The organism is Glycomyces dulcitolivorans, assembly GCF_003265355.1.
Classification (GTDB): domain Bacteria; phylum Actinomycetota; class Actinomycetes; order Mycobacteriales; family Micromonosporaceae; genus Glycomyces; species Glycomyces dulcitolivorans.
This window is the reverse complement of record NZ_QFRW01000096.1, coordinates 1-24,061: the sequence shown is the minus strand read 5'-3', so window position 1 is coordinate 24,061 and position 24,061 is coordinate 1. Positions and strand designations below refer to the sequence as shown.

The following is a 24,061-nucleotide window of genomic DNA, read 5'->3' as shown; positions in this document are numbered from 1 at the left end:
CGCATGGCCGACAGCGACACCGTGCTGCTCAAGGCGGTCAAGGACGACGACCCGCCCGAGCTGGAGCCGATGCCCGACGACCTGGAGCACGCGCTCGCGAAGCGCCGGCCCTGGACCAACAAGGCCACCAAGTGGATCGCGGCAGGGGTGCTCGCCGTCGGCGGCTTCGCCGGGGGCCTCTACGCGCAGCAGCAGTGGGGCGTCGCCGGCGAGGCGGCGCAGGCCGACACCGGCGGGATGCCCGACATGAGCGCCCTCGCCGAGGGCGGCTTCCCCGGCGGCGGTGGGGGAGGCGGCGGCTTCGGCGGGCAGGCGACCACCGGCACCGTCACCGCCGTCGACGGGACCACCGTGACGATCGAGACCGAGGACGGCACCGTGGTGACGGTGGAGACCGGCGAGGACACCGCGGTCACGTCGAGCGAGACGATCGACCTGGGCTCGCTGGCCGAAGGCGACACGATCACCGTGACCGGCGAGACCGCCGACGACGGCACCGTGACGGCGGACGCGGTCGAGAAGACCGGCACTACGGAATAAGCTCCCGCGCCGGCGCGCGCGGGAACACGACGGCCGGCCCCTCCGGGGGCCGGCCGTCGTGACACGTTGCCTACCGCCGTCACTCGTCCGGGTGACACGGGCGCGCGAGCGGCCCGTTTCTGTCGGACCCCCGTGTGAGGCTGGGACCTTATTCTTCCCCGGGTGGGTGGGGGGTAGGGATGGTCGTACACCTACCCCACCCACCCGCCCTGCGGGCGGCGCGCGTTCCTACTCGTCGAGTCCGAGCTGCTTCTTCAGGCGCGCCACGTGGCCCGTGGCCTTCACGTTGTACTGGGCCGCCTCGATGTTCCCCGACTCGTCGATGACGAACGTCGAGCGGATGACGCCCGTGATCGTGCGGCCGTAGTTCTTCTTCTCGCCCCACGCGCCGTACTCCTCAAGCACCTTGTGCTCGGGGTCCGACAGCAGCGGGAAGGTCAGGCCGTCGCGCTCGACGAACTTCGCGAGCTCCTCCGGCTCGTCGGGCGATATCCCCAGCACCGCGTAGCCCGCGGCCTGGAGGCTCGCGAGGCTGTCGCGGAAATCGCAGGCCTCCTTCGTGCAGCCGGGGGTCATCGCCCGCGGGTACGCGTAAAGAATCACCTTGCGGCCCTGGAGGCTCGACAGGGTCATCGTGTCGCCGGTGTCCGTGGCGAGCGTGAAATCCGGTGCCGAATCACCGGCCTGAAGTCGTACGTTCACAGGTCGCAACCCTACCTTCCGTCCCTGACAATCCCCTGGGAGCACGCTTGACGCTCCCTGTTCGAACGACGCGTCCCAAAAAGCGCCCCTGCGGTTGACGATCGCACCCGCACTCTTGCAAAATAATTGCAATAGCCCAACGCGGGTTGTTGATTCCAGCGTGGGCGCCTTGCATCCGGCAGGGCGGCCGCCGAAAACTCCCCCCGGACACATACGGCAGTACCCATGCAGAAAGGCGCGCCGCCCGTGGAAGACCTCGCGCTGCACATCCCGACAGACGTCATCGACGGCCCCACGTCGCTCATATTCGCGCTCGTCGCCGTCCTCGCCGTCGGCTGGTGCACCGTCGCCGCCCGGCGCGGCCTCGACGAGCGGCTCGTCCCGCTCGCCGGCCTCGCGACCGCGTTCATCTTCGCCGCCCAGATGCTCAACTTCCCGATCGCCGCCGGCGTCTCCGGGCACCTCCTCGGCGGCGCCCTCGCCGCCGCGCTCCTCGGGCCCTGGCTCGGGGCCCTGTGCGTCACCGTCGTCATCGCCATCCAGGCGCTCCTGTTCGCCGACGGCGCCGTCACCGCGCTCGGCCTGAACGTCGTCAACATGGCGCTCATCGCGACCTTCACCGCCTACGGCGTGCTCGCCCTGGCGCTCAAGGTCCTCCCGCGCACCCGCTGGGGCCTCGGCGTCGCCGTCTTCGCCGCGTCGATCATCAGCGTCGTCGCCGCCTCCGCCGGATTCGTGCTCCAGTTCTGGCTCGGCGGCGAAGAGGTCGGCCAGTCCCTCGGGGCCATGGCCGCCGCGATCCTCGGCACCCACGTGCTCGTCGGCATCGGCGAAGGCGTCATCACCGCCGGAGCCGTCACTGCGGTCGCGGTCGCCCGCCCCGACCTCGTCCACGCCCTCCGCGGCACCCCGCTCGCCCGGCCCGCGACCCTCGCCGAGACCCTGCCCTCGAAGACCCTTCCCTCGAAGGACGCCGCATGAAGAAGTTCCTGATCACCGGCACCATCGTCACGGTCGTCCTCGCCGGGTTCGTGTCCCTGTTCGCCTCCGCCTCGCCCGACGGGCTCGAATCGGTGCTCCTCACCGGCTGCGAGACCACCGACGGCGAGATCAGCGGCGGCACCTGCGTCCTCCAGGCCACCGGCGACCACGAGATCGGCGGCGTCTTCGCCGACTACGGCATGTCGTTCCTCGACAACGAGATCCTCGGCGCCTCGCTCGCGGGCATCCTCGGGGTCCTCCTCACGCTCGGCGTCGCGACCGGCCTGTTCTGGCTCCTCGCCCGCGGCAAGAAGCCCGCCGCGCCCGCGAACGACGTGCAGGCGTGACGCCCCGCAGGCGACCGGAGGAGCGGGCGTGAACGCCGTCGACGGCCTCCACCGGCCGGGGGACTCGCCGCTCCACCGGCTGCGGCCGCAGGTGAAGATCGTCGGGCTCGTTGCCTTCACCTGCGCCATCGCCGCGACCCCGCGGGAAGCGGTGTGGGCCTTCGGAATCCACGCCGGAGTCCTGGTGGCGCTGTTCGCGGTCGCCCGCATTCCCGCGAGCTGGGTCCTGACGCGCAGCCTCGTCGAGTCGCCGTTCCTGGTGCTCGCGCTCGCGTTCCCGTTCATGGTCGACGGCCCCGCCGTCCACCTCGGATTCCTCACGGTCTCCGAACCGGGTCTGTGGGCCGGATGGAACCTCCTCGCAAAGGCGACCCTCGGCGTGTGGGCCGCGCTGCTGCTCGCCGCGACCACGCCGGTCGCCGGGGTCCTCGCCGGGCTGTCGCGGCTCAAGTGCCCCGAGATCCTCCTCCAGATCACCGCGTTCGCGATCCGCTACGCGCACTTGACCGTGGCCGAGGTGACCCAGATGCGGCTCGCCAGGCTCGCCCGCTGTGACGACCCCCGGTTCCTGTGGCAGGCCGGGGCCCTCGCCCGCAGCCTCGGCACCGTCTTCATCCGGTCCTTCGAACGCGGCGAACGCGTCTGGCAGGCCATGTCCGCCCGCGGCTACACCGGCCGCCTCCCGCTCGAAGTCGGGCCCGCGCCCGCCAGCGCGGTCCAGTGGTCGGCCGCCATGGCCGTCCCCGCGATCGCCGTCGCCGTCGCGGCCTGGACGGCGGTGACTCTGTGAGCGCCTTGGAGATCCGCGGCCTCAAGCACGCGTACCCGGACGGCCACCGGGCCCTGAACGGCGTCGACCTGCACGTCGAGGAAGGCGAGCGCGTCGCGATCCTCGGCCCCAACGGCGCCGGCAAGACCACGCTCATGCTCCACCTCGCCGGGCTCCTCACCGCGACCGAGGGGGAAGTGTCGGTGGGCGGTGTCAGAGTGGAGAGGAAGACGCTCGCCGAGGTCCGCCGCCGCGTCGGCATCGTCTTCCAGAGCCCCGACGACCAGCTGTTCATGCCGACGGTCGCCGACGACGTCGGCTTCGGCCCCGCGAACCTCGGCCTGCGCGGAACCGAGCTCGCCGAACGTGTTGCGGAGGCGCTCAAGGACGTCGACCTCGCCGACCTCGCCGACCGGCCCCCGCACCACCTCTCGGTCGGCCAGCAGCGGCGCGCCGCGCTCGCCGGGGTCCTCGCCATGCGGCCCGACATCGTCGTCTGCGACGAGCCGAGCGCGAACCTCGACCCGGCCAGCCGCCGCGACCTCGCCGCGATCCTCCACCGGACCGCGCCCACGCTCCTGCTCGTCACCCACGACTTGCCGTACGCCCTCCAGCTGTGCGACCGCGCCGTCATCCTCGACGCCGGCCGCGTCGCCGCCGACGCCCCGGTCGCCGAAGTCCTCGCCGACCCCGAGCTCCTGGCCCGCCACCGGCTCGAACTCCCCTTCGGCTTCTCCCTGGAGACTGCGCTGGCCGCGCTGCGGCGTTGAACGACGAGACCGCTTCGGCCGTCGGGTACCGCTGCCGCGCCGCGCTTTTGTCGTACTCGCCGGGCACTATCGAACCGGGGGCGACTCAGACCGGGCGTGCTCGGCTCTGCCCCTGCCCGAAAACTTCCAGCGAAAAAGGGGCGCAGCCGTTTCCGGCTGCGCCCCTTTCACTGTCAAATCAAGAGGCGTCGATCGCGGCCTGGACCAGGTCGGCGAACTGCGCGTTGTCCTCGACGGCCGTGCCGTCGATCTTCGCCGTCGGGGTTCCGGTCACGCCGCCGTCGCCGGTGGCCCACGTGGTGCCCGCCTGGACCCAGCCCTTGTACGTCTCGTTCTCGACGCACGTCTGCCAGGTCGAATCGAGCCCGACGTCGTCCATGCCGATCGATATCAGCTCCGCGTCGGTGAGGCCCGTCGAGTTCTCCGCGGGCTGGTTCGCGAACAGCGCCAGCGAGTAGTCGAGGAACTGCTGCTGGCCCGCGTCGGCCGCGCACACCGCGGCCGAGGCCGCGCGCGTCGAGTACTCGGTTCCCGAGGAGAGCCGGTCGAGGATGGTGATCGGGTGGTAGTTCACCGTCACCGAACCGGCGTCGATCCACGACTGGATCTGCTCCGAGTACGCGGTCTCGAACTGGTTGCACACCGGGCACATGTAGTCGATGAACAGGTCGACCTCGACCGGCCCGTCCCCGACGGTCACCCCGTACGTGTCGGTGACCGCGGCGGTCGGCTCGGTCACCTCGTAGTCGTCGCCCTTGGAGTTGTTCCAGATGCCCCACCCCAGGAGCCCCCCGATCAGCACCACCGCGGCGCCGATCGAGACCCACAGGAGGATCTTGCGGCGCCTCGCCTCGGCGGCCTGCTGCTTCCGCAGGGCCTCGGCGGCCTTCCTGCGCTCGGTCTTCCGCTCTGATGAGCCCATGTGCCTCGCTCAGCCTTTCTCAGGTCCAACACTCGATTCGCGAACCGGTTTCGAGTACGCTCAGCGGCGATATGACGTACCGTCTGAGCACTCGACGCCGCTTCTTCGCCCGGAACCCCCGCACCGCCCGGCATGGTGCAGGCCCCTGGCGGCGACGCGCCGCCCGCCTCGCCTGGTCGTCGCTCGCGGCGGGCCTCATCGGAGTGCTGTGGGCCTCGGCGGCCTCGGCGCACGCGGCCGCCACCGAGACCGACCCCGCGTCCGGAGCGATCCTGGACGCGGCCCCGAGCGAAGTCGTCGTCGAGTTCAACGAGCCAGTCACCCCCGTAGACGCGGGCACCGGCGTCGTGGCTCCCGATGGTGACCGAGCAGACACCGACGTGGTCCGCAGCGACGACGGCACCAAGATCACCATCGAGGTCGACGCCGACCAGGAAGGCACCTACCTGGTCGGATACCGCGTCGTCTCCGACGACGGGCACCCCGTCTCCGGGACCTTCACGTACTCGGTGATCACCGAGACCGAGGCCCCCAGCGCCGAAGCGCTCACCGCCGCCGGCACCGACCCGTTCGTGCAGGCGCTCCTGTACGGCAACCGCTGGTTCGGCTACGCCGCCTTGGCACTCGCGTTCGGCGCCGGCATCCTCCTCGTCGCCGGGGCCCGGCCCCGCGACGCCGTCGCGAAGCTCGTCGCCCTCGGCCTCGCCGTCGTCGCCATGACCGCCGTCCTCGGCCTCCCGCTCCAAGCCGCATACGAGACCGGCACGAGCGTCTCCGACCTCGACGCCACCGGGCTCCAATCCGTCATGCAGTCGAACATCGGCCTCGCCGCGCTCCTGCGGCTCCTCCTCGTGCTCCTCGCGCTGCCGCTCATGCGCGCGGTCGTCACCGCCGAAGAGGAACCGGGCCCCGCGCTCACCGCCGGACTCGCCGGGGTCGGGCTCGCGCTCGGCGCGACCTGGCCGCTCGCCGGGCACCCCATGGCCTCCGACCCGGTCGTGGTCGCATTTCTAGCCGACTGGGTCCACCTGACGACCGCGCTGGCCTGGGGCGGCGGTGTGTTCGCGCTGCTGAGCCTCGCCCTCCGCAAGGACGCCGAGATTCCCGACCGCACCGCCGACACGTGGATCGCCCTGGTGCCGTGGCTCCTCGCGAACCTCATCGTCGCCGGGATCGCGTCATCGCTGCTGCACATCGACTCGATCGAGGCGCTCACGCAGACGCAGTACGGGAAACTGGTGCTGCTCAAGTCCGGGCTCGTCATCGTCATCGTCGTCATCGGCCTGTTCACACGGAAGGCCCTGGTCGGCCGCGCCGAGGGACGAGGGCGCCTGCGGCTCATGGCGGGCGTCGAGACGCTGTTCCTCGCGGTCGTGCTCGGGGCCGTCGCGGTGCTCGTGCAGGCCGTCCCGGCGAAGACCGCGCTGCTGGAGGCCGAGACGACCGAGAGCGCCTCCACGGAGACGGCGACACTCGTGACCACCGAGGTCTACACCGCGCAGCTCGTCCTCGAACCGGGCCGCCCCGGCGCCAACAGCGTCCGCATCCTCGCCGACGACCTCGAAGGCGCCGCGTTCGAGGCCGTCGAATGGACGGCGACCTACGGCCTCGAAGGCGAGGAGCCCGAGGAGCTGCGGCTCATCGAGCTGCGCACCGGCATCCTCGCGGGCGAGGCGAACCTCGGCGAGGAGGGCCGGTGGGTCTTCACGTTCACGCTGACCGACGCCGCCGGGAACACCGCGACGGCCGTCGCCGAAGTGGACGTGTCCTAACCAGGCCCCGAAGGCCGTCTCGGTGTTGCCCCACAGCCGCTCGCACCACGACTTCAGATCGCGCTCAAGGTAATCGGCCAGGAACCTCGCCGTGTAGTTCGTCAGCGCCGGGTGGTTCCGGTGCCCGCGCACCGGGATCGGGGCCATGAACGGCGCGTCGGTCTCGACCAGGACCAGCTCGGGCGGGGTCACCGCGGCGGCGTCGCGCAGGTGCTGCGCGTTCTTGAACGTGACGTTCCCGGCGAAGCTCATGAAGAACCCGCGCCGCGCGCACTCCTTCGCGAACGCCGCGTCCCCCGAGAAGCAGTGGAGGACGACGCGGTCGGGCGCGCCGTCGGCGTCGAGGATCGACAGGACGTCCTCGTGGGCGTCCCGGTCGTGGATGACCAGCGCCTTCCCGCGCTCCTTCGCGATCGCGATGTGCGCGCGGAACGAGCGCTGCTGCGCGGCCCGGCCGGTCTCGTCGGTGCGGAAGTAGTCGAGCCCGGTCTCGCCGAGGGCCGCCACGCGCGGCAGCACGGCGAGCGCGTCGATCTCGGCGAGGGCCGCGTCGAGGTCGGCCAGGCGCGGCGCGTCGTTGGGGTGCAGGGCGACGGCGGCCAGGACGCGCGGATCGGCGGCGGCGAGCTCGGCGGCCCAGCGGGAGGAGGCGACGTCGGTGCCGACCTGTACGACCCGCGCGACCCCGGCGGCCTCGGCCTCGTCGAGGCGCGCGCGGACCTCGGGGGCGTCCGGCGCGGGGGTCGGGAGGTCCTCCTCGGACCCGAACACGTCGACGAGGTCGAGGTGGGTGTGGCTGTCGGCGACGGGGAACGGGAGCGGCTCGGGCAGCGGCGCGGGTTCGGTTCGGTACACGGCTCAACCATGCCACGCCGACCTCGCATCCAGCGCAGTGTGCCGTCCGTAACATCTTCTTCATTTCGCGGACATGCACGCCTGACAGGGCGGGCCTACGTTGGCGGACAGCCGGTGCACCGGCTGTGGAGAGCCCGCTACCGATACATGTTCTTGAATATCAGGCGACATCGCCGTCGCACCCGCGCAGACGAATCGAGCCGCACATGACCCGCGACCTCGCGTCCCGCCGCAACCGCGCCGCAGCGCTCCAGCAACGCCGCCCCGCCGTCCCGGCCGAATCGACGCACCTCCAGACCGTCACCGTCGAATGGGATGGCGAAAGGTTCCCCGGCGCCGCCTACGCCGACGGCGCCGCCTGGGAGCTGTTCTCCGCGCTCCCGCGCCCCGACTTCCTCCCCAACACCCGCCCCGGCAGCGAGTACCCGTACCGGGCGTTCGTGCACGCCAGCGAGGTCCTGCGCGACGGCGTCCCCGTCACGGTGGACGACGAGCACGCCATGACCGTGCCGCTCGCGCCCGGCATCGACCTCGCGTACGTCCGCCGCCTCACTCAGACCGCGCACCTGGAGCCGGCCGCGCGCATCCTCCTCGACCGGGTCCGGCGCTCCGCGCCGCTCTCGCCCGGCGACCTCATGGAGCGGCCCGTCACGGCCGCGCAGGTCGCGCGCCTCATGGAGACCGCCGCGATCCCCGGCGGGTTCTGCTACCGCCGCAGGGACACCGCGCACCTGCGCACGCCCTCGTCGCGGTCGGTCCTCGGCGGCGAATCGGAGCACGGCGAGCCGTGGGCGTACGCGCTGCGGTGGGCCGTCGCCGAACCGGGCGACTACCAGGCGCCCGTGGCCCCCGACTACGAAGGGCTGACGGCGATGCCGTCCTCGGACCGGCGCGGCGCGCCCGTCCTGGGGACCGGGTTCGCGATCTCCTCGGCGCACCTGCTGCCGGAGCACGTCACCGCCGACCTCACCGACCTGCCGCTGCCCGAGGGCGCTTCGATCCTGGGCTACAACGAGAGCGGCGCCGAGGCCGAGCTGTTCCGCTACGGCGGCCAGCAGTGGACGCCCGTCCACGCCGCGTCCGTGCCGCTCGCCGGGGTCGAGACCGGCCGGGCGCACCAGGTGCGGCGCGTCCTGCGCGAGGCCGCCCGCGGGATCTGGAACGGCATCCCCGGGTCCCTTGTGGACGCCGACGACGAGTGGGCCCGGTTCCGGCTCTCGCGCCCGAGCCCGGACGTCCTCTCCCGCACCGGCGCCGAAGCGGTGCGCCGCGGCATCTACGAGAAGTGGGTCGCCCGCAGCGAGATCGCGCCCGCGATCCTCTGAAGGCTCGAACGCGCAGCGGCCCCCGGCGAACGCCGGGGGCCGCCGCGTCTGCGCTGCTTAGGAGTTGAGGCGCTCGATCTCCTCGTCGACGATCGACGGTTCGAGCTTGGCGAACACCGGGACCGGCTTGTCGAGCGGCGTGCCCGGGACCAGCGGCACGGACTCCCACTTCGGGACGTCCGAGTAGTCGCCGGTGAGGATCGGGTACGGCCCGTCGGTCGCGCCCGCGCCCTCGTCGAGGTCGGCGACCTCCTCGATGCGCGGCATCGGCGAGAACACGCCCGCGCCGCCGAGGAGCTCGTGCACGCGCTGCGAGGAGTGCGGCAGGAACGGGCTCATGACCGTCTTCAGGTCCGAGACGGCCTGGAGGACGGTGAACAGGACCGTGCCCTGGCGCTTCGGGTCCTCCTTCATCTTCCACGGCGCGGTGTCGGCGAGGTACTTGTTCGCGGCCGCGACGGTCTTCATGGCCTCGCCGATCGCCGCGCGGACCTTGTTCTGCCCGATGAGGTCCCCGACCGCGTCGAAGGACGCCTGCGTGGCCGCCAGGAGCTCGCGGTCGACGTCTTCGAGCTCGCCGGGCTCGGGGACGGCGCCGAAGTTCTTCGCGGCCATCGCGATCGACCGGTTCACCAGGTTGCCCCAGCCGGCCACGAGCTCGTCGTTGTTGCGGCGCAGGAACTCCGCCCACGTGAAGTCCGAGTCCTGGTTCTCCGGGCCCGCCGCGCAGATGTAGTACCGCAGCGCGTCAGGGGAGTACCGCTCCAGGAAGTCCCGCACGTAGATCACCACGCGCCGCGACGACGAGAACTGCTTGCCCTCCATCGTCAGGAACTCCGAGGAGACGACCTCGGTCGGCAGGTTCAGCTTCCCGAGCGCGCCCGGCTCGCCGCCCTTGGAGCCTTCACCGTTGGCGCCCAGGAGCATCGCCGGCCAGATCTCGGAGTGGAAGACGATGTTGTCCTTGCCCATGAAGTAGTACGAGACCGCCTCCGGGTCCTGCCACCAGCGCTTCCACGCGTCCGGGTCGCCCGAGCGGCGGGCCCACTCGATCGTCGCCGACAGGTAGCCGATGACCGCGTCGAACCACACGTACAGGCGCTTGTCCTTGCGGTCGACCCAGCCGTCCAGCGGGATCGGCACGCCCCAGTCGAGGTCGCGCGAGATCGGGCGCGGCTGGAGGTCGTCGAGCAGGTTCTTGGTGAACCGCACGACGTTCGTGCGCCAGCCGGTGCGGGTGTCGAGCCACGCGTTCAGCGCGTCGGCGAACGCCGGCAGGTCCAGGAAGAAGTGGTCCTCCTCCACGAACTTCGGGGTCTCGCCGTTGATCCGCGACTTCGGGTCGATCAGGTCGATCGGGTCGAGCTGGCGCCCGCAGTTGTCGCACTGGTCGCCGCGCGCCGAGTCGAACCCGCAGTGCGGGCACGTGCCCTCGATGTAGCGGTCCGGGAGCGTGCGGCCCGTCGACGGGCTGATCGCCCCGAGCGTCTTCTTCTGGAGGATGTACCCGTTGCCGTACAGCGTGGAGAACAGCTCCTGCACGGTGTTGTAGTGGTTCCCGGTCGTGGTGCGCGTGAACAGGTCGTACGACAGGCCCAGGGCGTCCAGGTCCTCGACGATGATCCGGTTGTACTTCGCGGCGGCCTCGGCGGGCTTGAGCCCCTCGGAGTCGGCCTGCACCAGGATCGGGGTGCCGTGCTCGTCGGTCCCCGAGACCATGAGCACGTCGTGACCGCGCATGCGCATGTAGCGGGCGAAGACGTCGGCGGGGACCCCGAATCCCGCTACATGTCCGATGTGCCGGGGGCCGTTGGCGTAAGGCCAGGCCAGCGCGGTCAGTACGTGAGTCATGGGCCCCATGGTATCCGTCCCACGAAATGGACGGGAGGCGTCCGAGGGCGCCGACTGCCAGGTCACGGCCGGTGATCATCCGTCTGCGCCTCCGGCGCGGCTCGCAGGCGTCGCCGGTGCCGGAGGCCGACACACTATCCCTGCGCGATTGCGCCCGGCTTCGGCGATTCGGTGATGCAATTACCGGTATGTCTGGAACATACCGCGCGGCAGATCCCCAGCCCCAGCCCGCCGGCTACGAGCCCGGCCGCGGGACCCCCGTGCCCGAGGTCCCGGCCGCCTACGGCGCGGTCGAACACGGCACGGTCGAGCACCCCGAGCCGATCGGCCCGGTCGATTGGAAGCCGGCCGACTGGGACCCCGCCGCCGACGAGCCCCGCCCCGTCTCCCAGCGCAGCCCCCTCGGCTCCCAGTCCGAGGGCATGGCCGCCATCCGCGCCGTGTGGGAACGCGCCGCCGAGACCGAGAAGCGCCGCCCCGCCCGCCCCGGCCGGCCCCAGCGCCGCCGCGAACCCAAGCGCCTCGGCCCCGCGCTCCTCGGCGTCCTCGTCTGCGCGTGCCTGCTCATGTTCTTCGCCTGGGCCGCCGCGCCCGCCCTGTGGATGAGCGTCGGCCACGCCCAGCACGGCACGGTCTCGGTCACCTCCTGCCAGGAGGGCTTCGCGCCCTCGTGCACCGGCGTGTTCACCACCGCAGACGGGAACGGCTGGACCAAGGTCCTCTCCCTCACCGGCGACGCCACCGCCGCCGACGTCGGCACCGACCTGCCCGCCCGCGCCACCGGCCCCGACGCCCACAGCGCCTACACCGGCGGCACCGGCGGGCTCCTGCTGCGCTGGGCCCCGGCCCTGGTCCTGTTCATGGTCGCCGCGATGGCGCTCGTCGGCACCTCCGGCGCGACCCGCCTCTACGAGGGCCGCTCCGGCGCGATCGGCCTGTGCTGGGCCTTCGCCGGAGCCGTGTTCGCCGCAGCCCTCGCGTTCGCATGGTGAGCGCACCCGGTGTGCGTCCACGTGCCGTAGCAGCCGGTGCATGATCGCCGCGGGCGGCGCGCCCGAGCCGCGGACGAGCTGTAATCGCCCCCACCCGAGCGGACTGCGTCAGAACCGCCCCTCCGGCGCGTCGTAGAGTTGGGGCGCCCCCGGAACTCCGCCCGAGCGGCGCGTGGCAGCGCCCAACTGAATTGACCGTTCCTACCCCGTTGCGGGGCTCCTCGGGAGACAAAGCGTGAGTGATTCCTCGAAACCGGTGGCGCAGACCTGGTTCGGACCCATCACCGCCGTGCAGCGCCGCGCCATGTTCGCGCTCGTGCCGGTGGCCGTGGCGTTCGGCCTCGTCGTCGGACTGGCGTTCCTGCCGGTGACCAGCGGCATCGGCGGCCTGGCCAAGGTCGGGTCGGAGGCCGTCCTCGACCTCCCCGACGAACTCGTGCTGCCCCCGGCGCCTGAGTCGTCCACGCTCTACGCCTCCGACGGCGAGACGGTCATCGCGACCTTCGGCGACCAGTACCGGGTCCAGCTCGAATACGACCAGATCCCCGAGTCCGTCATCCAGGCGCTCGTCGCCACCGAGGACTCGAACTTCTTCGAGCACAACGGGGTCGACCCCGAAGGCGTCATGCGCGCCCTCGTCACCAACATCGCCGACGGCGGCACCTCCGAGGGCGCCTCGACGATCACCATGCAGTACGTGCGCCAGGTGCTCTCCTACACCGCGACCACCCCCGAGGAGGTCGCCTCGGCCAGCGAGGTCACCATCGACCGCAAGGTCAAGGAGATGGGCTACGCGCTGGCCCTCGAAGAGGAGATGTCGAAAGAGGACATCCTCACGAACTACCTGAACACCGTGTACTTCGGCAACGGCGCGTACGGGATCGGCGCGGCCGCCCAGGTGTACTACGGGAAGGTCCCCGCCGACCTCACGGTCGCCGAGTCGGCGATGCTGGTGGGCCTCGTGCAGTCCCCGAGCCAGTACGACCCGATCAACGGCTCCTCGGAGGCCGCGCTGGCGCGCCGCAACCACGTCGTCAACCGCATGGTCGACGTCGGGTCCCTCACCTCCGAGGAGGGGAAGGCCGCGAAGGCCGAGGAGCTCAACCTGAACCCGCAGGAGGCCAACAACACCTCCGGCGGCGCGATCGACTCCGACTACGGCTTCTTCGTCGACTACTTCGAGAAGTGGTGGGAGCAGCAGACGGACTTCGGCGAGACCGAGGAGATCCGCAAGGCGCGCCTGTACCGCGGCGGCTACGAGATCACCTCGACGCTGAACGTGGAGCTCCAGGACGCCGCGCAGGAGGCCGTCGAGGACCAGCTGGAGACCGGCTCGGAGTACGCGCTCGGGTCCGTCGTCGTCGAGCCGGGGACCGGCGCGATCGAGGTCATGGCCGTGAACCGCAACTACTCCAACGACGTCTCCGAGAACGGCTCGAACTCGGCGGGCTCGGAGTACGGCAAGGGCACGTACCCGAACACGACGAACCCGCTGCTGAGCGGCAACTCCGCGGTGGCCGGGTACCAGGCGGGGTCCTCGTTCAAGATGTTCACGATGCTCGCGGCCCTCGAAGCCGGGATGCCGCTGGACACCACGATCTACTCGCCGTACCAGTACACCTCGCAGTACCCGATCTCCAGCTCCGACTCGTGCGGCGGGTACTGGTGCCCGAAGAACGCCTCGGCGTCGGAGGTCGGCGACTACAACATGTGGACCGGGTTCGGGGAGTCGGTGAACACGTACTTCGTGCAGCTGGAGGAGCGCGTCGGCGCCGACAAGGTCATCGAGATGGCCAAGCGCCTGGGCATCCAGTTCCACAACTCGAAGGACCTGAGCCTCACCTCCGAGGAGTCCGCGGAGGGCTTCGGGACGTTCACGCTCGGCGTCACGCAGAACACGCCGCTGGAGATGGCCGCCGCCTACGCGACGCTCCCGGCCGACGGCGTCTACTGCCCGCCGATCCCGGTGACGAGCGCGCAGACGATCACCGGCGGGACGATCACGTTCAGCTCCGGGTGCGAGCAGGTCATCGACGAGGAGGTCGCGCGCGCCGCGATCGACGCGGCCCGCTGCCCGACCGGCGACGGCGCCGAGGCCGGCTCCTGCACGTGGGGCACCGCCGAGCAGGTCGGCGCGGCCGTCGAAGGCCCCGTCGCGGGCAAGACCGGCACCACCGACGACAACTCCACGAACTGGTTCGTGGGCTTCACCCCGAACGCGGCCGCGGCGGCGTTCGTCGCCGACCCCGACAGCCCCGAGCACGTGGTGGGCGCGTCGAACCTCGGCAAGCCCGCGAACGCGGTCGCCGACATCCTCGCGGCCCAGTGGGACATCAACGGCGAAGGCGACTTCACGCCCCCGACCGAGCTGGTGCACTAGCGGTGACGGACGGCCTTTAGGGCCTGGCCGGGGCTTCGGACGGGCGTTATCCGGCCCGTTCGCCCGCTCGCTGCGTTGTCGGACCCCCAGATACAACCCCGGTATCTGGGGGTCCTTCCGCCTTGCGAGCGAACGAACGGACTCGGATACCACCTCGCCCGAAGCCCCGGCCAGGCCCTAGACTCGGGCCGGTGAGCGCCACCGCAGTCCGGCCCGAGCAGCCGCCCGCCGCCTGGCGGCCGACCCCGCTCCCCGGCCCCCTCCCCGCCGTCCGGGCGCGCCTTGCGAGCACCCTCCCGGACGACTCCCGCCGCGCCCTCTGGGTGACCCTCGCGGTCACCGGGATCGCCGCGGTCCTGCGACTGATCGGCCTGAACCACCCCAAGGGCCTGATCTTCGACGAGGTCTACTACGCGCAGGACGCGCACACGATGCTGTCGCACGGCGTCGAATGGGACGCCGGCACGACCGGCTCCGCGTACGTCGCGCACCCGCCGTTCGGCAAGTGGCTCATCAGCCTCGGCGAGATCACCTTCGGCTACGACGAGGTCGGCTGGCGCATCAGCGCCGCCGCCGCCGGCGTCATCGGCGTCGCGATCCTCATCCGCCTCATGCGCCGCCTCACCGGCTCCACGCTCCTGGGCGGCACCGCGGGGCTCCTCCTCGCGGTCGAGGGCAGCCACTTCGTGCTCTCGCGGACGTCGCTGCTCGACATCTTCATCGCGACGCTCATCCTCGCCGCCATGTACTGCATCGTCCGCGACCGCGACTGGCGCCGCGCGCGCTGGCTCGCCGCGATCGAGGACGGCCTCGACGTCCGCCGCCGCAGGCCGAGGCTCGGCATCCCGTGGTGGCGGATCGCGTCCGCGGTGTTCCTCGGACTCTCCATGGCCACCAAGTGGTCCGCGCTGTGGTACATCATCGCCGCGATCGTGCTCTACGTCGTCTGGGACTGGCGCCTGCGCGCCGACGTCGGCGCCCGCAAGCCCTTCCGCGACACCGTCATCTACGAGTTCGGCCAGAACCTGTGGTTCGGGCTCCTCGCGATCGGCGTGTACGTCCTGACGTGGACCGGCTGGTTCCTCAACGACACCGGCTCCTACCGGCACTGGCTCGCCGACCAGGGCAGGGACGAGCCGCCGGTGATCGGGGCGCTCGTCAACTGGTGGGAGTACCACCTGAGCGTCCTCCAGTTCCACGAGAACCTCTCCTCCGAGCACGCCTACCAGTCGTGGCCGTGGCAGTGGCTGTTCGACATCCGGCCCGTCGTCTTCTACTGGAGCGGCGACGTCAACTGCGGCGCGACCGACTGCGCCTCCGAGGTCCTCCTCCTCGGCACACCGCTCCTGTGGTGGACGTTCGTGCCCGCCACGATCGCCCTCCTGGCGTGGGCGGTCGCCAAGCGCGACTGGCGCGCCTGGTTCCTCCTCACCGGCCTCGGCGCGGGCATCCTCCCGTGGTTCTTCTACCCCGAGCGGACGATGTTCTTCTTCTACACCGCCCCCGCCGTCCCCTTCTTCATCGGCGCCGTCACCTGGTCCCTCGGCCTCATCATCGGCCGCCACCGCCGCGGCGAACCGTCCCTGGCCTCCCCCGAACGCCGCCTCACCGGCGCGCTCATCGCCGGCGCCTTCGTCGCCGTCGTCGTCCTCTGCTTCGCCTACTTCTGGCCCATCTACACCGGCGAGGCCCTCCCCAGAGACGAATGGCAGGCCCGCATGTGGCTCGACTCCTGGATCTGACCGAGTAACCCGCCCCACACAACTCCCTCGCAGCCCCCTCCCGGCGCCGTGCTAATCTTGTCGCCGCAAGGGGCTTTGGCGCAGTTGGTAGCGCGTCTCGTTCGCAATGAGAAGGTCAGGGGTTCGAATCCCCTAAGCTCCACAGCATGAGGGCCGGTCTCCCGTCGGGGAGGCCGGCCCTTTTCGTGTGCGCTAGGCGGAGACGGGGAGGCGGCGGAGGTCTTCGACCACCGTGGCGTAGGGGAGGTCGGGGAGGTCTTCGCAAGAGAAGAAGCGGGTCATGAGGTCGACGAGCTGGGCGGGGCGCTCCAGGTGGATGAGGTGGTCGGCGCGGGCGAACTCGACGTACCAGCTTTCGGGGCAGGTGAAGGCGAGGTCGCGGCACAGCTCGGGCGGGGTGAGGTTGTCGTGCTCGCCGGTGGTGAAGAGGATCGGGGCCTCGGGCGGGATCGAGGGGTCGATGAGCTGGCGGGAGAGGAGGCGGTGGGTGTTGGCGATGAACTTGGCGAGGTCGGCCTCGTCGGCGGAGCCGAAGCGCATCGACATGATGCGGCGCACCACCGCCTTGCCGATGATGTCGGGCTCGGGGCTCATGAGGGCCTCGATCGCGGCCGGGCCGAAGCGCTCGCGCGGGCCCGACTCGGCGAGGGCGACGGCGGCGCGCATCATCGGGCGGGACTCGGGCGGGATGCCGCCCATGGTGCCGGCCAGGACGATGCGGCCCACGCGCTCGGGGTGGGTCTGCGCGAGGCGGTAGCCCACGGAGGACCCGTAGGAGCCCGCGAAGACGTTGGCGCGCTCGATGCCGAGGTCGTCGAGGAGGCGCACGAGCGCCTCGACGGGGACGTCCGGGCCGAGGTACGGCGGCAGGAGGTCCGCCTCGCCCCAGCCGGGGAGGTCCGGGCACAGGACGTCGGCGACGCCGAGCATGCCCTGCTCGACGCGCCCCCAGTCCTCCTTGCGGTGCAGCGCACCGCCGATGAGCACGACCGGGTCCAGGCGCGGGGCCTCGGCGCAGGACATCCGCGACCAGTACGTGTAGCCCGCCCAGCGGTGCTTGCGGACGTGCGGGGGGAAGGTCGTGCGCGGCATGGAGGCTCCCGTGTCAGAGGCGCGGCGCGGGCGCCGCAGATACGGGAGATCACCTTAGTGTCGGAAATGCGAATTACTGGTATTTTGTGGCGCGGCTAGGGGAATGTCGTCCGTTCAGGGGAATAACGCGGCGACGCCCTTCCACGCCTTCCACAGGCCCGCATAGACACCGCCCGATTCGAGGAGCTCGGCGTGCGGGCCCTCCTCGGCGATGCGGCCGTCCTGGACGACCGCGATCCGGTCGGCCGACTCGGCGGCCTGGAGCTGGTGCGCGATCGCGATCACGGTGCGCCCGTTCAGGGCCGCGGCGAGCGCGGCCTCGACGTTCCCGGCGCTGCCCGGGTCGATCCCGGCGGTGGCCTCGTCGAGGATCACCACGTCGGGGTCGGCGAGGATCACGCGCGCCAGCGCGAGCTGCTGCGACTCGGCGAGGTTCAGCTCGTGGAACTCCTCGCCGAGCTTCGTGTCCAGGCCCTCGGGCAGGTCGGCGGCCCAGCGGGCGTCCACCGTGGCGAGCGCGTCCAGCAGCGCCTCGTCGCCGGCCTCGGGCGCGGCCAGGTTCAGGTTCTCGCGCAACGTCGCGGTGAACACGTAGTGCTCCTGGGTCACCAGGATGACCTTGCGGCGCAGCACTTCGAGGGGCACGTCGGCGACGTCGACGCCGCCGAGGGTCACCGCGCCCGAGCGCGGCCGGTCGATCCCGGCGACCAGGCGCGCGATCGTGGACTTCCCGGCCCCGGAGGGGCCGACGACCACGAGGCGCTCGCCGCGCTCGGGATGCAAGGAGAGCCGGTGCAGGACGTCGGGCCCGTCGCCGTACCCGAACGTCACGTCGTCCAATCGCACCTCCGCGCCGTCGGGAGCCGCGGTGCGGACCTCGTCGGGCATGAGGTGGACGCCTTCGACGCGGGCCATCGCGGCCCCGCCCATCTGGAACTCGCTGAGCGACATCATGGACCGGAACACCGGCCCGTCCAGGCGCAGCGTCAGCATCGCGACCGCCACGACCTCGCCGACGGTGACCCAGCCTTCGAGGTACCAGAGGCCGCCGACGATCGTGACGACCACGGCCGGGGTCAGGAACGTCAGGTCCGTGGCCGGGAAGAACCAGGTCTGGAGCCGGATGATGCCCTTGAGGCGGTCCATGTGCGTCGCCGCCCGCGCGTACCCGGCGTCGCGCCGCTCGCCCTGCATCCGGTAGGCGGCCACGGTGGTCGCGCCGGACGCCGACGCGGTCGCGGTCTCGGCGATCTCGCTCATCGCGGCCCGCTCGGAGAGGAACACCGGGCTCGCCAGGCGCAGGTACCGGCGCCCGGCGATGAACAGCATCGGCATGCCCGCCAGGAACAGGAACCCGAGCCGCCAGTCGACCACGAACGCCGCCACGATGATCACGGCGCCCTCGATCATCGCGACCGCGACCTCCGGCGCGGTCTTGCGCAGCAGCTCCGCGACCGCGCCGACGTCCCCGGAGGTGCGGGTCGCGAGGTCGCCGGTCCCGGCCCGCTCGACGGTGCCGAGCGGGAGCCGCAGGACCCGGTCGATGAAGGCCTCCCGCAGGCGCGCGGCGGCCCGCTCGCCGAGCCGGTACCCGAGTTTGCGGCCGATGCGCATGAGCACCAGCTGGAGGACGACGCAGGCGGCGATCGCACCGCAGATGACGTCGACGCGGGTCGCGGTCCACCCGGTGCCGATGCCGTCGATGACGGAGCCGAGCATGACCGGCAGGGCCGCGCCGGCGCCCGCGGCGGCCACGTACAGGGCCAGGACCGCCGCGAACGAGCGGCGGTCGGCCGCGACGAGGCGCTTGATCGCCCCGGTCATGGCCGCGCGGTCGGCGACGGGCAGGCGGGCACTGTCGAAGGGGGCACTGCCGGAAGGGGCACTGTCGAAGGCGCTCATCAGGACTCCTGCCTGGACGTGAGGGACCGGTACTCGCCGTGCGCGGACAGCTCGGCGTGCGTGCCGACGGCGTGGACCTTGCCGTCCACGAGCCATGCGACCCGGTCGGCGCGGGCGAGCCACAGCGGCGAGGCGGACACGACCGCGGTGGTGCGGCCCGCGCGGGCCGCGGCGACGCGCTCGGCGATGAGGTTCTCGGTGTGGGCGTCGACGGCGCTGGTCGGCTCGACCGCGAGGAGGATTTCGGCGTCGGCGGCGAGGGCCCTGGCGAGGCGCAGGCGCTGGCGCTGGCCGCCGGAGAGGTTGCGGCCGCCGTTGGTGATCTCGCCGTCGAGGGTGGACCCGAGGCTGGAGTAGACGTCTGCGGCGCCGGCGGCTTCGATGGCGGTGTGCGCGCGGCCGGGGTCGACGCGGAGGGTCTCGCCGAGGGACTGGGCGAACAGGTAGTCCTCGCGCAGGAGCAGGACCCGTGCGCGGACCTCGTCGAGTTCGAGGGCGTCGAGGCGGGTGCCGCCCCATTCGGCGCCGGACTCGCGGTAGCGGGCGAGGCGCTCGACGGCGGCTTCGGCGGGCTTGGCCTCGGCGGAGACGACGACGGTGAGCGCCCCGGGTTCGACGGCGAGCCCCGTCTCGGGGTCGCGGAGGGGGCCGTTCGCGCCGCGGCGGGTGCCGTCGTCGGCGATGTCGGATCGCGTGCCGAAGAACGCGGTGAGGCGCCGGGAGGCGACCTGGGCGGCGATGACGGCCTGCGCCATGCCGATCATGGCGCCGGAGTGCTGGGCGACGAGCGCGGTCACGCCGAACGCGGCCGACAGCTCCCCGATGGTGATCGACCCGTTCAGCGCCAGGCGCGCGCCGACCCACGTGACGGCGGCGATGAGCGCGAGCGGCAGGCTGGTGCGCAGGCCCTGGACCCACGAGTCGGCGGTGGCGACGCCGTACCCGGCGTCGCGCAGGTCGGTCGAGGCCTCCCGGTAGCGGCGCGAGAACTGCTCCTCGCCGCCGACGCCGCGGAGCACGCGCAGGCCGCCGACGACGTCGGAGGCCTGGCCGGTGAGGGTGGCGACCGAGGCCCGGTAGGCGATCTGGTGGTGCTGGAGGCGCCCGAGGACGGGGCCGACGACGAAGCCGATGACGAGGACGCCGCCGAGCGCGACGAGTCCGAGCGCGGGGCTCGCGTCCCACAGCAGGGCCGTGCCGATGACCATCATGACCACGCCCATCCAGCCGAAGCCCAGCTGGAAGATGAACGACCCCGTCTTGTGGGCGTCCTGAGTGGACAGGTTGACCATCTCGCCGGGGGAGACCGCGCCCCGCACGCCGGTCCCGGCCCGGTTCAGGTGGTCGGTGAGGTTCTCCACGGTGCGCACGCGCGCCCGCGACTCGGCCATGAACAGGGCCCGGTAGCCCGCGACGAACACCCACGAGGACGCGATCGCGACCCCGCCGAGGGCGAGGCCCCACGGCAGGAGCGGCTCGGCGGTGCCCGCGAGGAGCACCTCGTCGATGATCCGCGCGATCGTCCACGGCAGCAGCACCCACGCCGCGCCCGAGACGCTCAGCAGGACGAAGCCGAGCGCGACCGGCCCGGTCTGCTCCTTCGCGATGTGCAGCAGGTACCGCCACGGGTCGGCGGGGATGTCGTCGGGGGACAGCCTCGGAGGGCGCAGCGGGTTGGGCTTCACAACTCTCAAACGTAAGCGCAGCGCTTGCCGAGCGGCAAGGCGATTTCCCGTGATGGAGGGTGTGATCCCGCGCCTATTCGACCGGGCGCTACCGCTGGGCCCTGACCAGGGCCTCCGCCGCCGCGTGCAGCCCGGCGGTGAACCGCGGGTTCTGACCCATCACCGGCTCGGCCCGGGCGATCGCCCGCCACGCGTCGTCCTTGTACGTCTCGTCGCCCGTGGCCGCGTACGCCTCCAGCAGCGCCGCCGACGCCAGCGCCCAGCCCGACGCGGTCGGCCCGTCGTGCACGTCAGCGGGCCGCGACACGAGCCGCTCGGCGTCCGCGGCCGTGTCGAAGAAGCCCCCGAGGCCGTCCCCGAAATGGGCCCGGACCTGCTCCAGCAGGCCCTGCGCGCGCACGGTCCACTCGCCGCCCAGGCGCAGGAACCCGAGCGCCACGGCCGCGTAGTCCTCCAGGATGCCCGGCGCCGCCGACACCTCGCCGCCGAGCGAAGCCCGCGCGAGGCGTCCGTCCGCGCCGATGTGCTTCTCGGCCAGGAATCCCGCGGCCCGCTCGGCCGCGAGCCGCGAATCGCGGTGGCCGGTGCGCGCCGCGTACTCGGCGAGCGCCGCGATCGCCAGCCCGTTCCAGGCCGCCACGACCTTGTCGTCGCGCCCCGGCTGCGCGCGCTTCCCGCGCGCGTGCAGCAGCCGGTGCCTCACCGCCGCGAACCGCGCCCCGTCCGAGGGGTCCTCAGGCAGTTCGAGGACGTTCGCGCCGTGCTCGAAATTCGGATTCCGCACGTCGATCCCGAACGCCTCCGCGGCCCAGGCCGCGTCCGCACCGAGGACCGCCTCCAGCTCCTCGGCCGTCCACACGTACGTCTTCCCCTCGACGCCCTCGGTATCGGCGTCGAACGCCGCCGCGAACGCCCCCTCCGCGGTCGTGAACCGCTCCAGCAGGAACGCCGCCGTCTCGTCGGCGACCCGCGCGAACAGCTCGCCCTCCCCGGCCAGACGCGCGTACAGCCACAAGAGCTCGGCGTTGTCGTACAGCATCTTCTCGAAATGCGGCACCGTCCACGAGGCGTCCACGCTGTAGCGCGCGAACCCGCCTTCGAGCTGGTCGTAGATCCCGCCCCGCGCCATCCGCTCCGCACTCAGCTTCACGTGGTCGAGGAACCGCGCGTCCCCGGTGCGCACGTACGCGTCGCACAGGAACCGCAGCGAGGGCACGCTCGGGAACTTCGGCGCCGACCCGAACCCGCCGTTCACCGTGTCCGCCGCGGCCAGGACGGTCTCGGCCGCCCGGTCGAGCATCGCCTCCCGGATCGGCGGCGCCGGCGGGCACGGCCCGTCCAGCGGGCACGCCACCGTCACGTCGGCGAACGCCGGACCGCCCTTCGCACTCGCCTCCACGATCGCCGCGCCCTGGTGGCGCAGCTCCTCGCGCTGGCCGCCCCAGGCCTCGTGCACCGCGTCCAGCAGCCGCAGGAAGTGCGCCTTCGGGAAGTACGTGCCCGCGAAGAACGGCGTCCCGTCAGGGAACGCGAACACCGTCATCGGCCACCCGCCCTGCCCCGTGATCGCCATCGTCGCCTGCATGTACACCGCATCCAGGTCCGGGCGCTCCTCCCGGTCCACCTTCACCGGCACGAACCGGTCGTTGATCGCCGCCGCCACCGTCCGGTCCTCGAACGACTCGTGCGCCATCACATGGCACCAGTGGCACGTCGAATAGCCGATCGACACCAGCAGCGGCACATCCCGCGCCGCCGCGTCCGCGAGGGCGCCCGGCCCCCACTGGCGCCACGCCACCGGGTTCCCGGCGTGCTGGCGAAGGTACGGGGACAGCGCTCCGGCCAACTCGTTCACCCCGCAAGCCTCGCACACCCCCGCGCCCCGAGAGGAAGGTCCGCGGTAGGGCAGGCGCTACCTCCGCCAGGGTGCTGGCGGGGGGACCGATTCGGGTGTCCGCGTCACTGATTCCACGCCCGAAATTCGCGAGCCTTTAATGCATGGTTTCTTTTGCCCCCGCAGCGAACCGGACCGCAGCAGTATCGGTCCCCAATGGATTCACCGGCTTCGGCAACGCCGCGATGGCCGTCGGCGTGGTCGCCATGGTCGTCCTCCACGCCACCTCCGGGCTCAACCCGCTCTACAAGGTCATCAGCATCCACCTGTACACCCCGCTCGGCTGGCTCCTCCCCGTCGCGCTCGGCCTGTTCTCCCTCGGCGCCTCCGCCTACGCGCTCCAAGCGCGCGCCGCCGGAGCCCCCAAATGGCTGTCGTGGTCCCTGTTCGCATGGGCCGCCGCCATCGCCGTCGTCGCCATCGTCCCCTCCGACCGCGACGGCGTCACCGACTTCTCCACGCACCACTACGTGCACCGCTACGCCGCGTTCGTCGCCTTCTGCACCATGGCGATCCTCGGCATCGCCTTCGGCCGCTGGCTGCGCCGCACCGAACCCGACCGCGCCCGCCGCGCCGGCACCGTCATCGGCTGCTCCTGGTTCTCCGTCGCCGTCCTGACGCTCACGTCCCTGCCGTACGTCCTCGAATGGTGGGGCGTCCCCCGCCCGATCTGGCTGGAGATGGGCGGCCTCCTCCAGCGCCTCACCATCGCCTCCGGCATCGTCGCGCTCATCGTCATCGGCGGCTACCTCAAGACCCGCTCAGTAGAACCCCTCGGCCTCGGAGTACGCCCAGGCGTCGCACGGGGTCCCGTACTTCCCCTCGATGTAGCCCAGGCCCCACAGGATCTGCGTGACCGGGTTGGTGCGCCAGTCGTCGCCCTCGCTGGCCATCTTGGAACCGGGGTAGGACTGGGGGATGCCGTAGGCGCCGAGCGAGTTCTCGGCGAGCTCGTTCCAGCCGGACTCCTTGCTCCACAGCAGCTCCAGGCACGCGAACTGCTCCAGGTCGTACCCGCGTTCGAGCGTGATCGCACACCCCGTCGCACGGTTCCCGGAGAACTCGTCGCAGCTCGACGGGATCTCGACTGACGTCGGGTTCGTGTTCGCGGCGGCCTCCTCAGCGGCCTGGTCGGCGTCCTCCTGGGCGTCGTCCAGGCCCTGCGCCTTGTCCGAGGCGTACTCCGCGACCGCCGCGGCCTTCACCGTCACATCGGCACCGGCCGTCGCCGCGATGTAGTCCAGGTGGTGCGAGCGGGCCTCGTCGAACGCCGCCTCGGCGTCCGCCTGGTTCTCCGCCGCCGCATTGCTCGGATGCTGCGCGTCCTCGTCCGAGGGCCGGTCGGTCGCGGCCATCACCGCGATCACCGCCCCGAGGGCCAGCACGAGGACCGCCGCGATCCGCGCGGCGTGACGGGTCAACTTGGGAAGCAAGGGGACTCCTGGGGGGAGGGAACAAGGGGGAGGGACGGAGCGGGGCGGGCGCTCACGCGCCCGCCCCGGTATTCGGTCTCTAGTACCAGCCGACTTCTTCGGAGTGG

Annotated in this window: 18 protein-coding genes, 1 tRNA gene and 2 pseudogenes; 12 read left to right on the top strand and 9 right to left on the bottom strand. The window is 71.8% G+C overall.

Annotated features, from left to right (window positions below; genetic code table 11):
* Window positions 1–3 precede the first annotated feature (3 nt).
* The gene (locus DI269_RS12460) at window positions 4–540 is read left to right on the top strand and encodes a hypothetical protein (RefSeq protein WP_112136390.1); all 537 of its coding nucleotides are present in this window, start codon (window positions 4–6) and stop codon (window positions 538–540) included.
* Between the two features lie 228 nt (window positions 541–768).
* Here the strand turns inward: DI269_RS12460 and bcp are convergent, their stop codons facing one another.
* Entirely contained in the window at window positions 769–1,242 is a 474-nt protein-coding gene (bcp, locus tag DI269_RS12455; RefSeq protein ID WP_198667365.1) for a thioredoxin-dependent thiol peroxidase, read from the bottom strand.
* 246 nt (window positions 1,243–1,488) lie between these two features.
* Between bcp and DI269_RS12450 the strand changes: the two genes are divergently transcribed.
* From DI269_RS12450 to DI269_RS12435, 4 genes are read left to right on the top strand one after another with little or no spacing between them, the layout of a single operon-like run.
* Entirely contained in the window at window positions 1,489–2,223 is a 735-nt protein-coding gene (locus tag DI269_RS12450; RefSeq protein WP_198667364.1) for an energy-coupling factor ABC transporter permease, read from the top strand.
* Window positions 2,220–2,570: a PDGLE domain-containing protein gene (locus tag DI269_RS12445; protein WP_112136385.1), complete on the top strand. Its 351-nt coding sequence runs from the start codon at window positions 2,220–2,222 to the stop codon at window positions 2,568–2,570. Before DI269_RS12450 ends, DI269_RS12445 begins: the two co-directional genes overlap by 4 nt.
* A gap of 28 nt (window positions 2,571–2,598) precedes the next feature.
* The gene (gene cbiQ, locus DI269_RS12440; RefSeq protein ID WP_112136383.1) at window positions 2,599–3,360 is read left to right on the top strand and encodes a cobalt ECF transporter T component CbiQ; all 762 of its coding nucleotides are present in this window, start codon (window positions 2,599–2,601) and stop codon (window positions 3,358–3,360) included.
* Window positions 3,357–4,109 carry an energy-coupling factor ABC transporter ATP-binding protein gene (locus DI269_RS12435; protein ID WP_112136380.1) on the top strand — a complete coding sequence of 251 codons (753 nt, stop codon included), beginning with the start codon at window positions 3,357–3,359 and terminating at the stop codon, window positions 4,107–4,109. Before cbiQ ends, DI269_RS12435 begins: the two co-directional genes overlap by 4 nt.
* 178 nt (window positions 4,110–4,287) lie before the next feature.
* Here DI269_RS12435 and DI269_RS12430 read toward each other — a convergent pair whose 3' ends face one another.
* Window positions 4,288–5,031 (bottom strand): DsbA family protein, encoded by a 744-nt coding sequence (locus DI269_RS12430; RefSeq protein ID WP_112136378.1) that lies wholly within the window; start codon window positions 5,029–5,031, stop codon window positions 4,288–4,290.
* A gap of 71 nt (window positions 5,032–5,102) precedes the next feature.
* Here DI269_RS12430 and DI269_RS27055 point away from each other — a divergent pair, with 71 nt between their 5' ends.
* The gene (locus DI269_RS27055; RefSeq protein ID WP_198667363.1) at window positions 5,103–6,803 is read left to right on the top strand and encodes a copper resistance CopC/CopD family protein; all 1,701 of its coding nucleotides are present in this window, start codon (window positions 5,103–5,105) and stop codon (window positions 6,801–6,803) included.
* A 66-nt stretch (window positions 6,804–6,869) separates the two neighbouring features.
* Here the strand turns inward: DI269_RS27055 and DI269_RS27770 are convergent.
* Window positions 6,870–7,574: pseudogene (locus tag DI269_RS27770) on the bottom strand (TatD family hydrolase); the annotation flags it as partial.
* Between the two features lie 290 nt (window positions 7,575–7,864).
* Between DI269_RS27770 and DI269_RS12410 the strand changes: the two are divergent.
* Window positions 7,865–8,983, top strand: a complete 1,119-nt coding sequence (locus tag DI269_RS12410; protein WP_112136370.1) for a hypothetical protein — start codon at window positions 7,865–7,867, stop codon at window positions 8,981–8,983.
* Between the two features lie 57 nt (window positions 8,984–9,040).
* Here the strand turns inward: DI269_RS12410 and metG are convergent, their stop codons facing one another.
* Entirely contained in the window at window positions 9,041–10,834 is a 1,794-nt protein-coding gene (gene metG / locus DI269_RS12405) for a methionine--tRNA ligase (protein WP_198667362.1), read from the bottom strand.
* Between the two features lie 188 nt (window positions 10,835–11,022).
* On the opposite strand from metG, the gene DI269_RS12400 reads away from it, so the two are divergent.
* From DI269_RS12400 to DI269_RS12385, 4 genes are all read left to right on the top strand, one after another.
* Window positions 11,023–11,826: a hypothetical protein gene (locus tag DI269_RS12400; RefSeq protein ID WP_157974937.1), complete on the top strand. Its 804-nt coding sequence runs from the start codon at window positions 11,023–11,025 to the stop codon at window positions 11,824–11,826.
* A gap of 235 nt (window positions 11,827–12,061) precedes the next feature.
* Entirely contained in the window at window positions 12,062–14,206 is a 2,145-nt protein-coding gene (locus DI269_RS12395) for a transglycosylase domain-containing protein (RefSeq protein ID WP_157974936.1), read from the top strand.
* A 191-nt stretch (window positions 14,207–14,397) separates the two neighbouring features.
* Window positions 14,398–15,948, top strand: a complete 1,551-nt coding sequence (locus tag DI269_RS12390) for a dolichyl-phosphate-mannose--protein mannosyltransferase (RefSeq protein WP_112136359.1) — start codon at window positions 14,398–14,400, stop codon at window positions 15,946–15,948.
* 69 nt (window positions 15,949–16,017) lie between these two features.
* Window positions 16,018–16,090 (top strand) — tRNA-Ala (locus DI269_RS12385).
* 50 nt (window positions 16,091–16,140) lie between these two features.
* Here DI269_RS12385 and DI269_RS12380 read toward each other — a convergent pair.
* From DI269_RS12380 to DI269_RS12365, 4 genes are all read right to left on the bottom strand, one after another.
* On the bottom strand, window positions 16,141–17,040 hold the full coding sequence (locus DI269_RS12380) for an alpha/beta fold hydrolase (protein WP_112136356.1): 900 nt from the start codon (window positions 17,038–17,040) through the stop codon (window positions 16,141–16,143).
* Window positions 17,041–17,154: 114 nt separating this feature from the next.
* Window positions 17,155–18,942: an ABC transporter ATP-binding protein gene (locus tag DI269_RS12375; protein ID WP_198667361.1), complete on the bottom strand. Its 1,788-nt coding sequence runs from the start codon at window positions 18,940–18,942 to the stop codon at window positions 17,155–17,157.
* Complete coding sequence (locus DI269_RS12370) at window positions 18,942–20,627, bottom strand: ABC transporter transmembrane domain-containing protein (protein ID WP_157974935.1); 1,686 nt, start codon at window positions 20,625–20,627, stop codon at window positions 18,942–18,944. The genes DI269_RS12375 and DI269_RS12370 overlap by 1 nt, the downstream gene beginning before the upstream one ends.
* 88 nt (window positions 20,628–20,715) lie before the next feature.
* A complete protein-coding gene (locus DI269_RS12365; RefSeq protein ID WP_112136349.1) occupies window positions 20,716–22,482 on the bottom strand; it encodes a thioredoxin domain-containing protein in 1,767 nt (588 codons plus the stop codon).
* A 143-nt stretch (window positions 22,483–22,625) separates the two neighbouring features.
* Between DI269_RS12365 and DI269_RS29065 the strand changes: the two are divergent.
* Window positions 22,626–23,204, top strand: a pseudogene (locus DI269_RS29065) (DUF998 domain-containing protein); the annotation flags it as partial.
* Between the two features lie 78 nt (window positions 23,205–23,282).
* Here the strand turns inward: DI269_RS29065 and DI269_RS28215 are convergent.
* Window positions 23,283–23,954, bottom strand: a complete 672-nt coding sequence (locus DI269_RS28215; RefSeq protein ID WP_112136345.1) for an aggregation-promoting factor C-terminal-like domain-containing protein — start codon at window positions 23,952–23,954, stop codon at window positions 23,283–23,285.
* Between the last annotated feature and the right edge of the window lie 107 nt (window positions 23,955–24,061).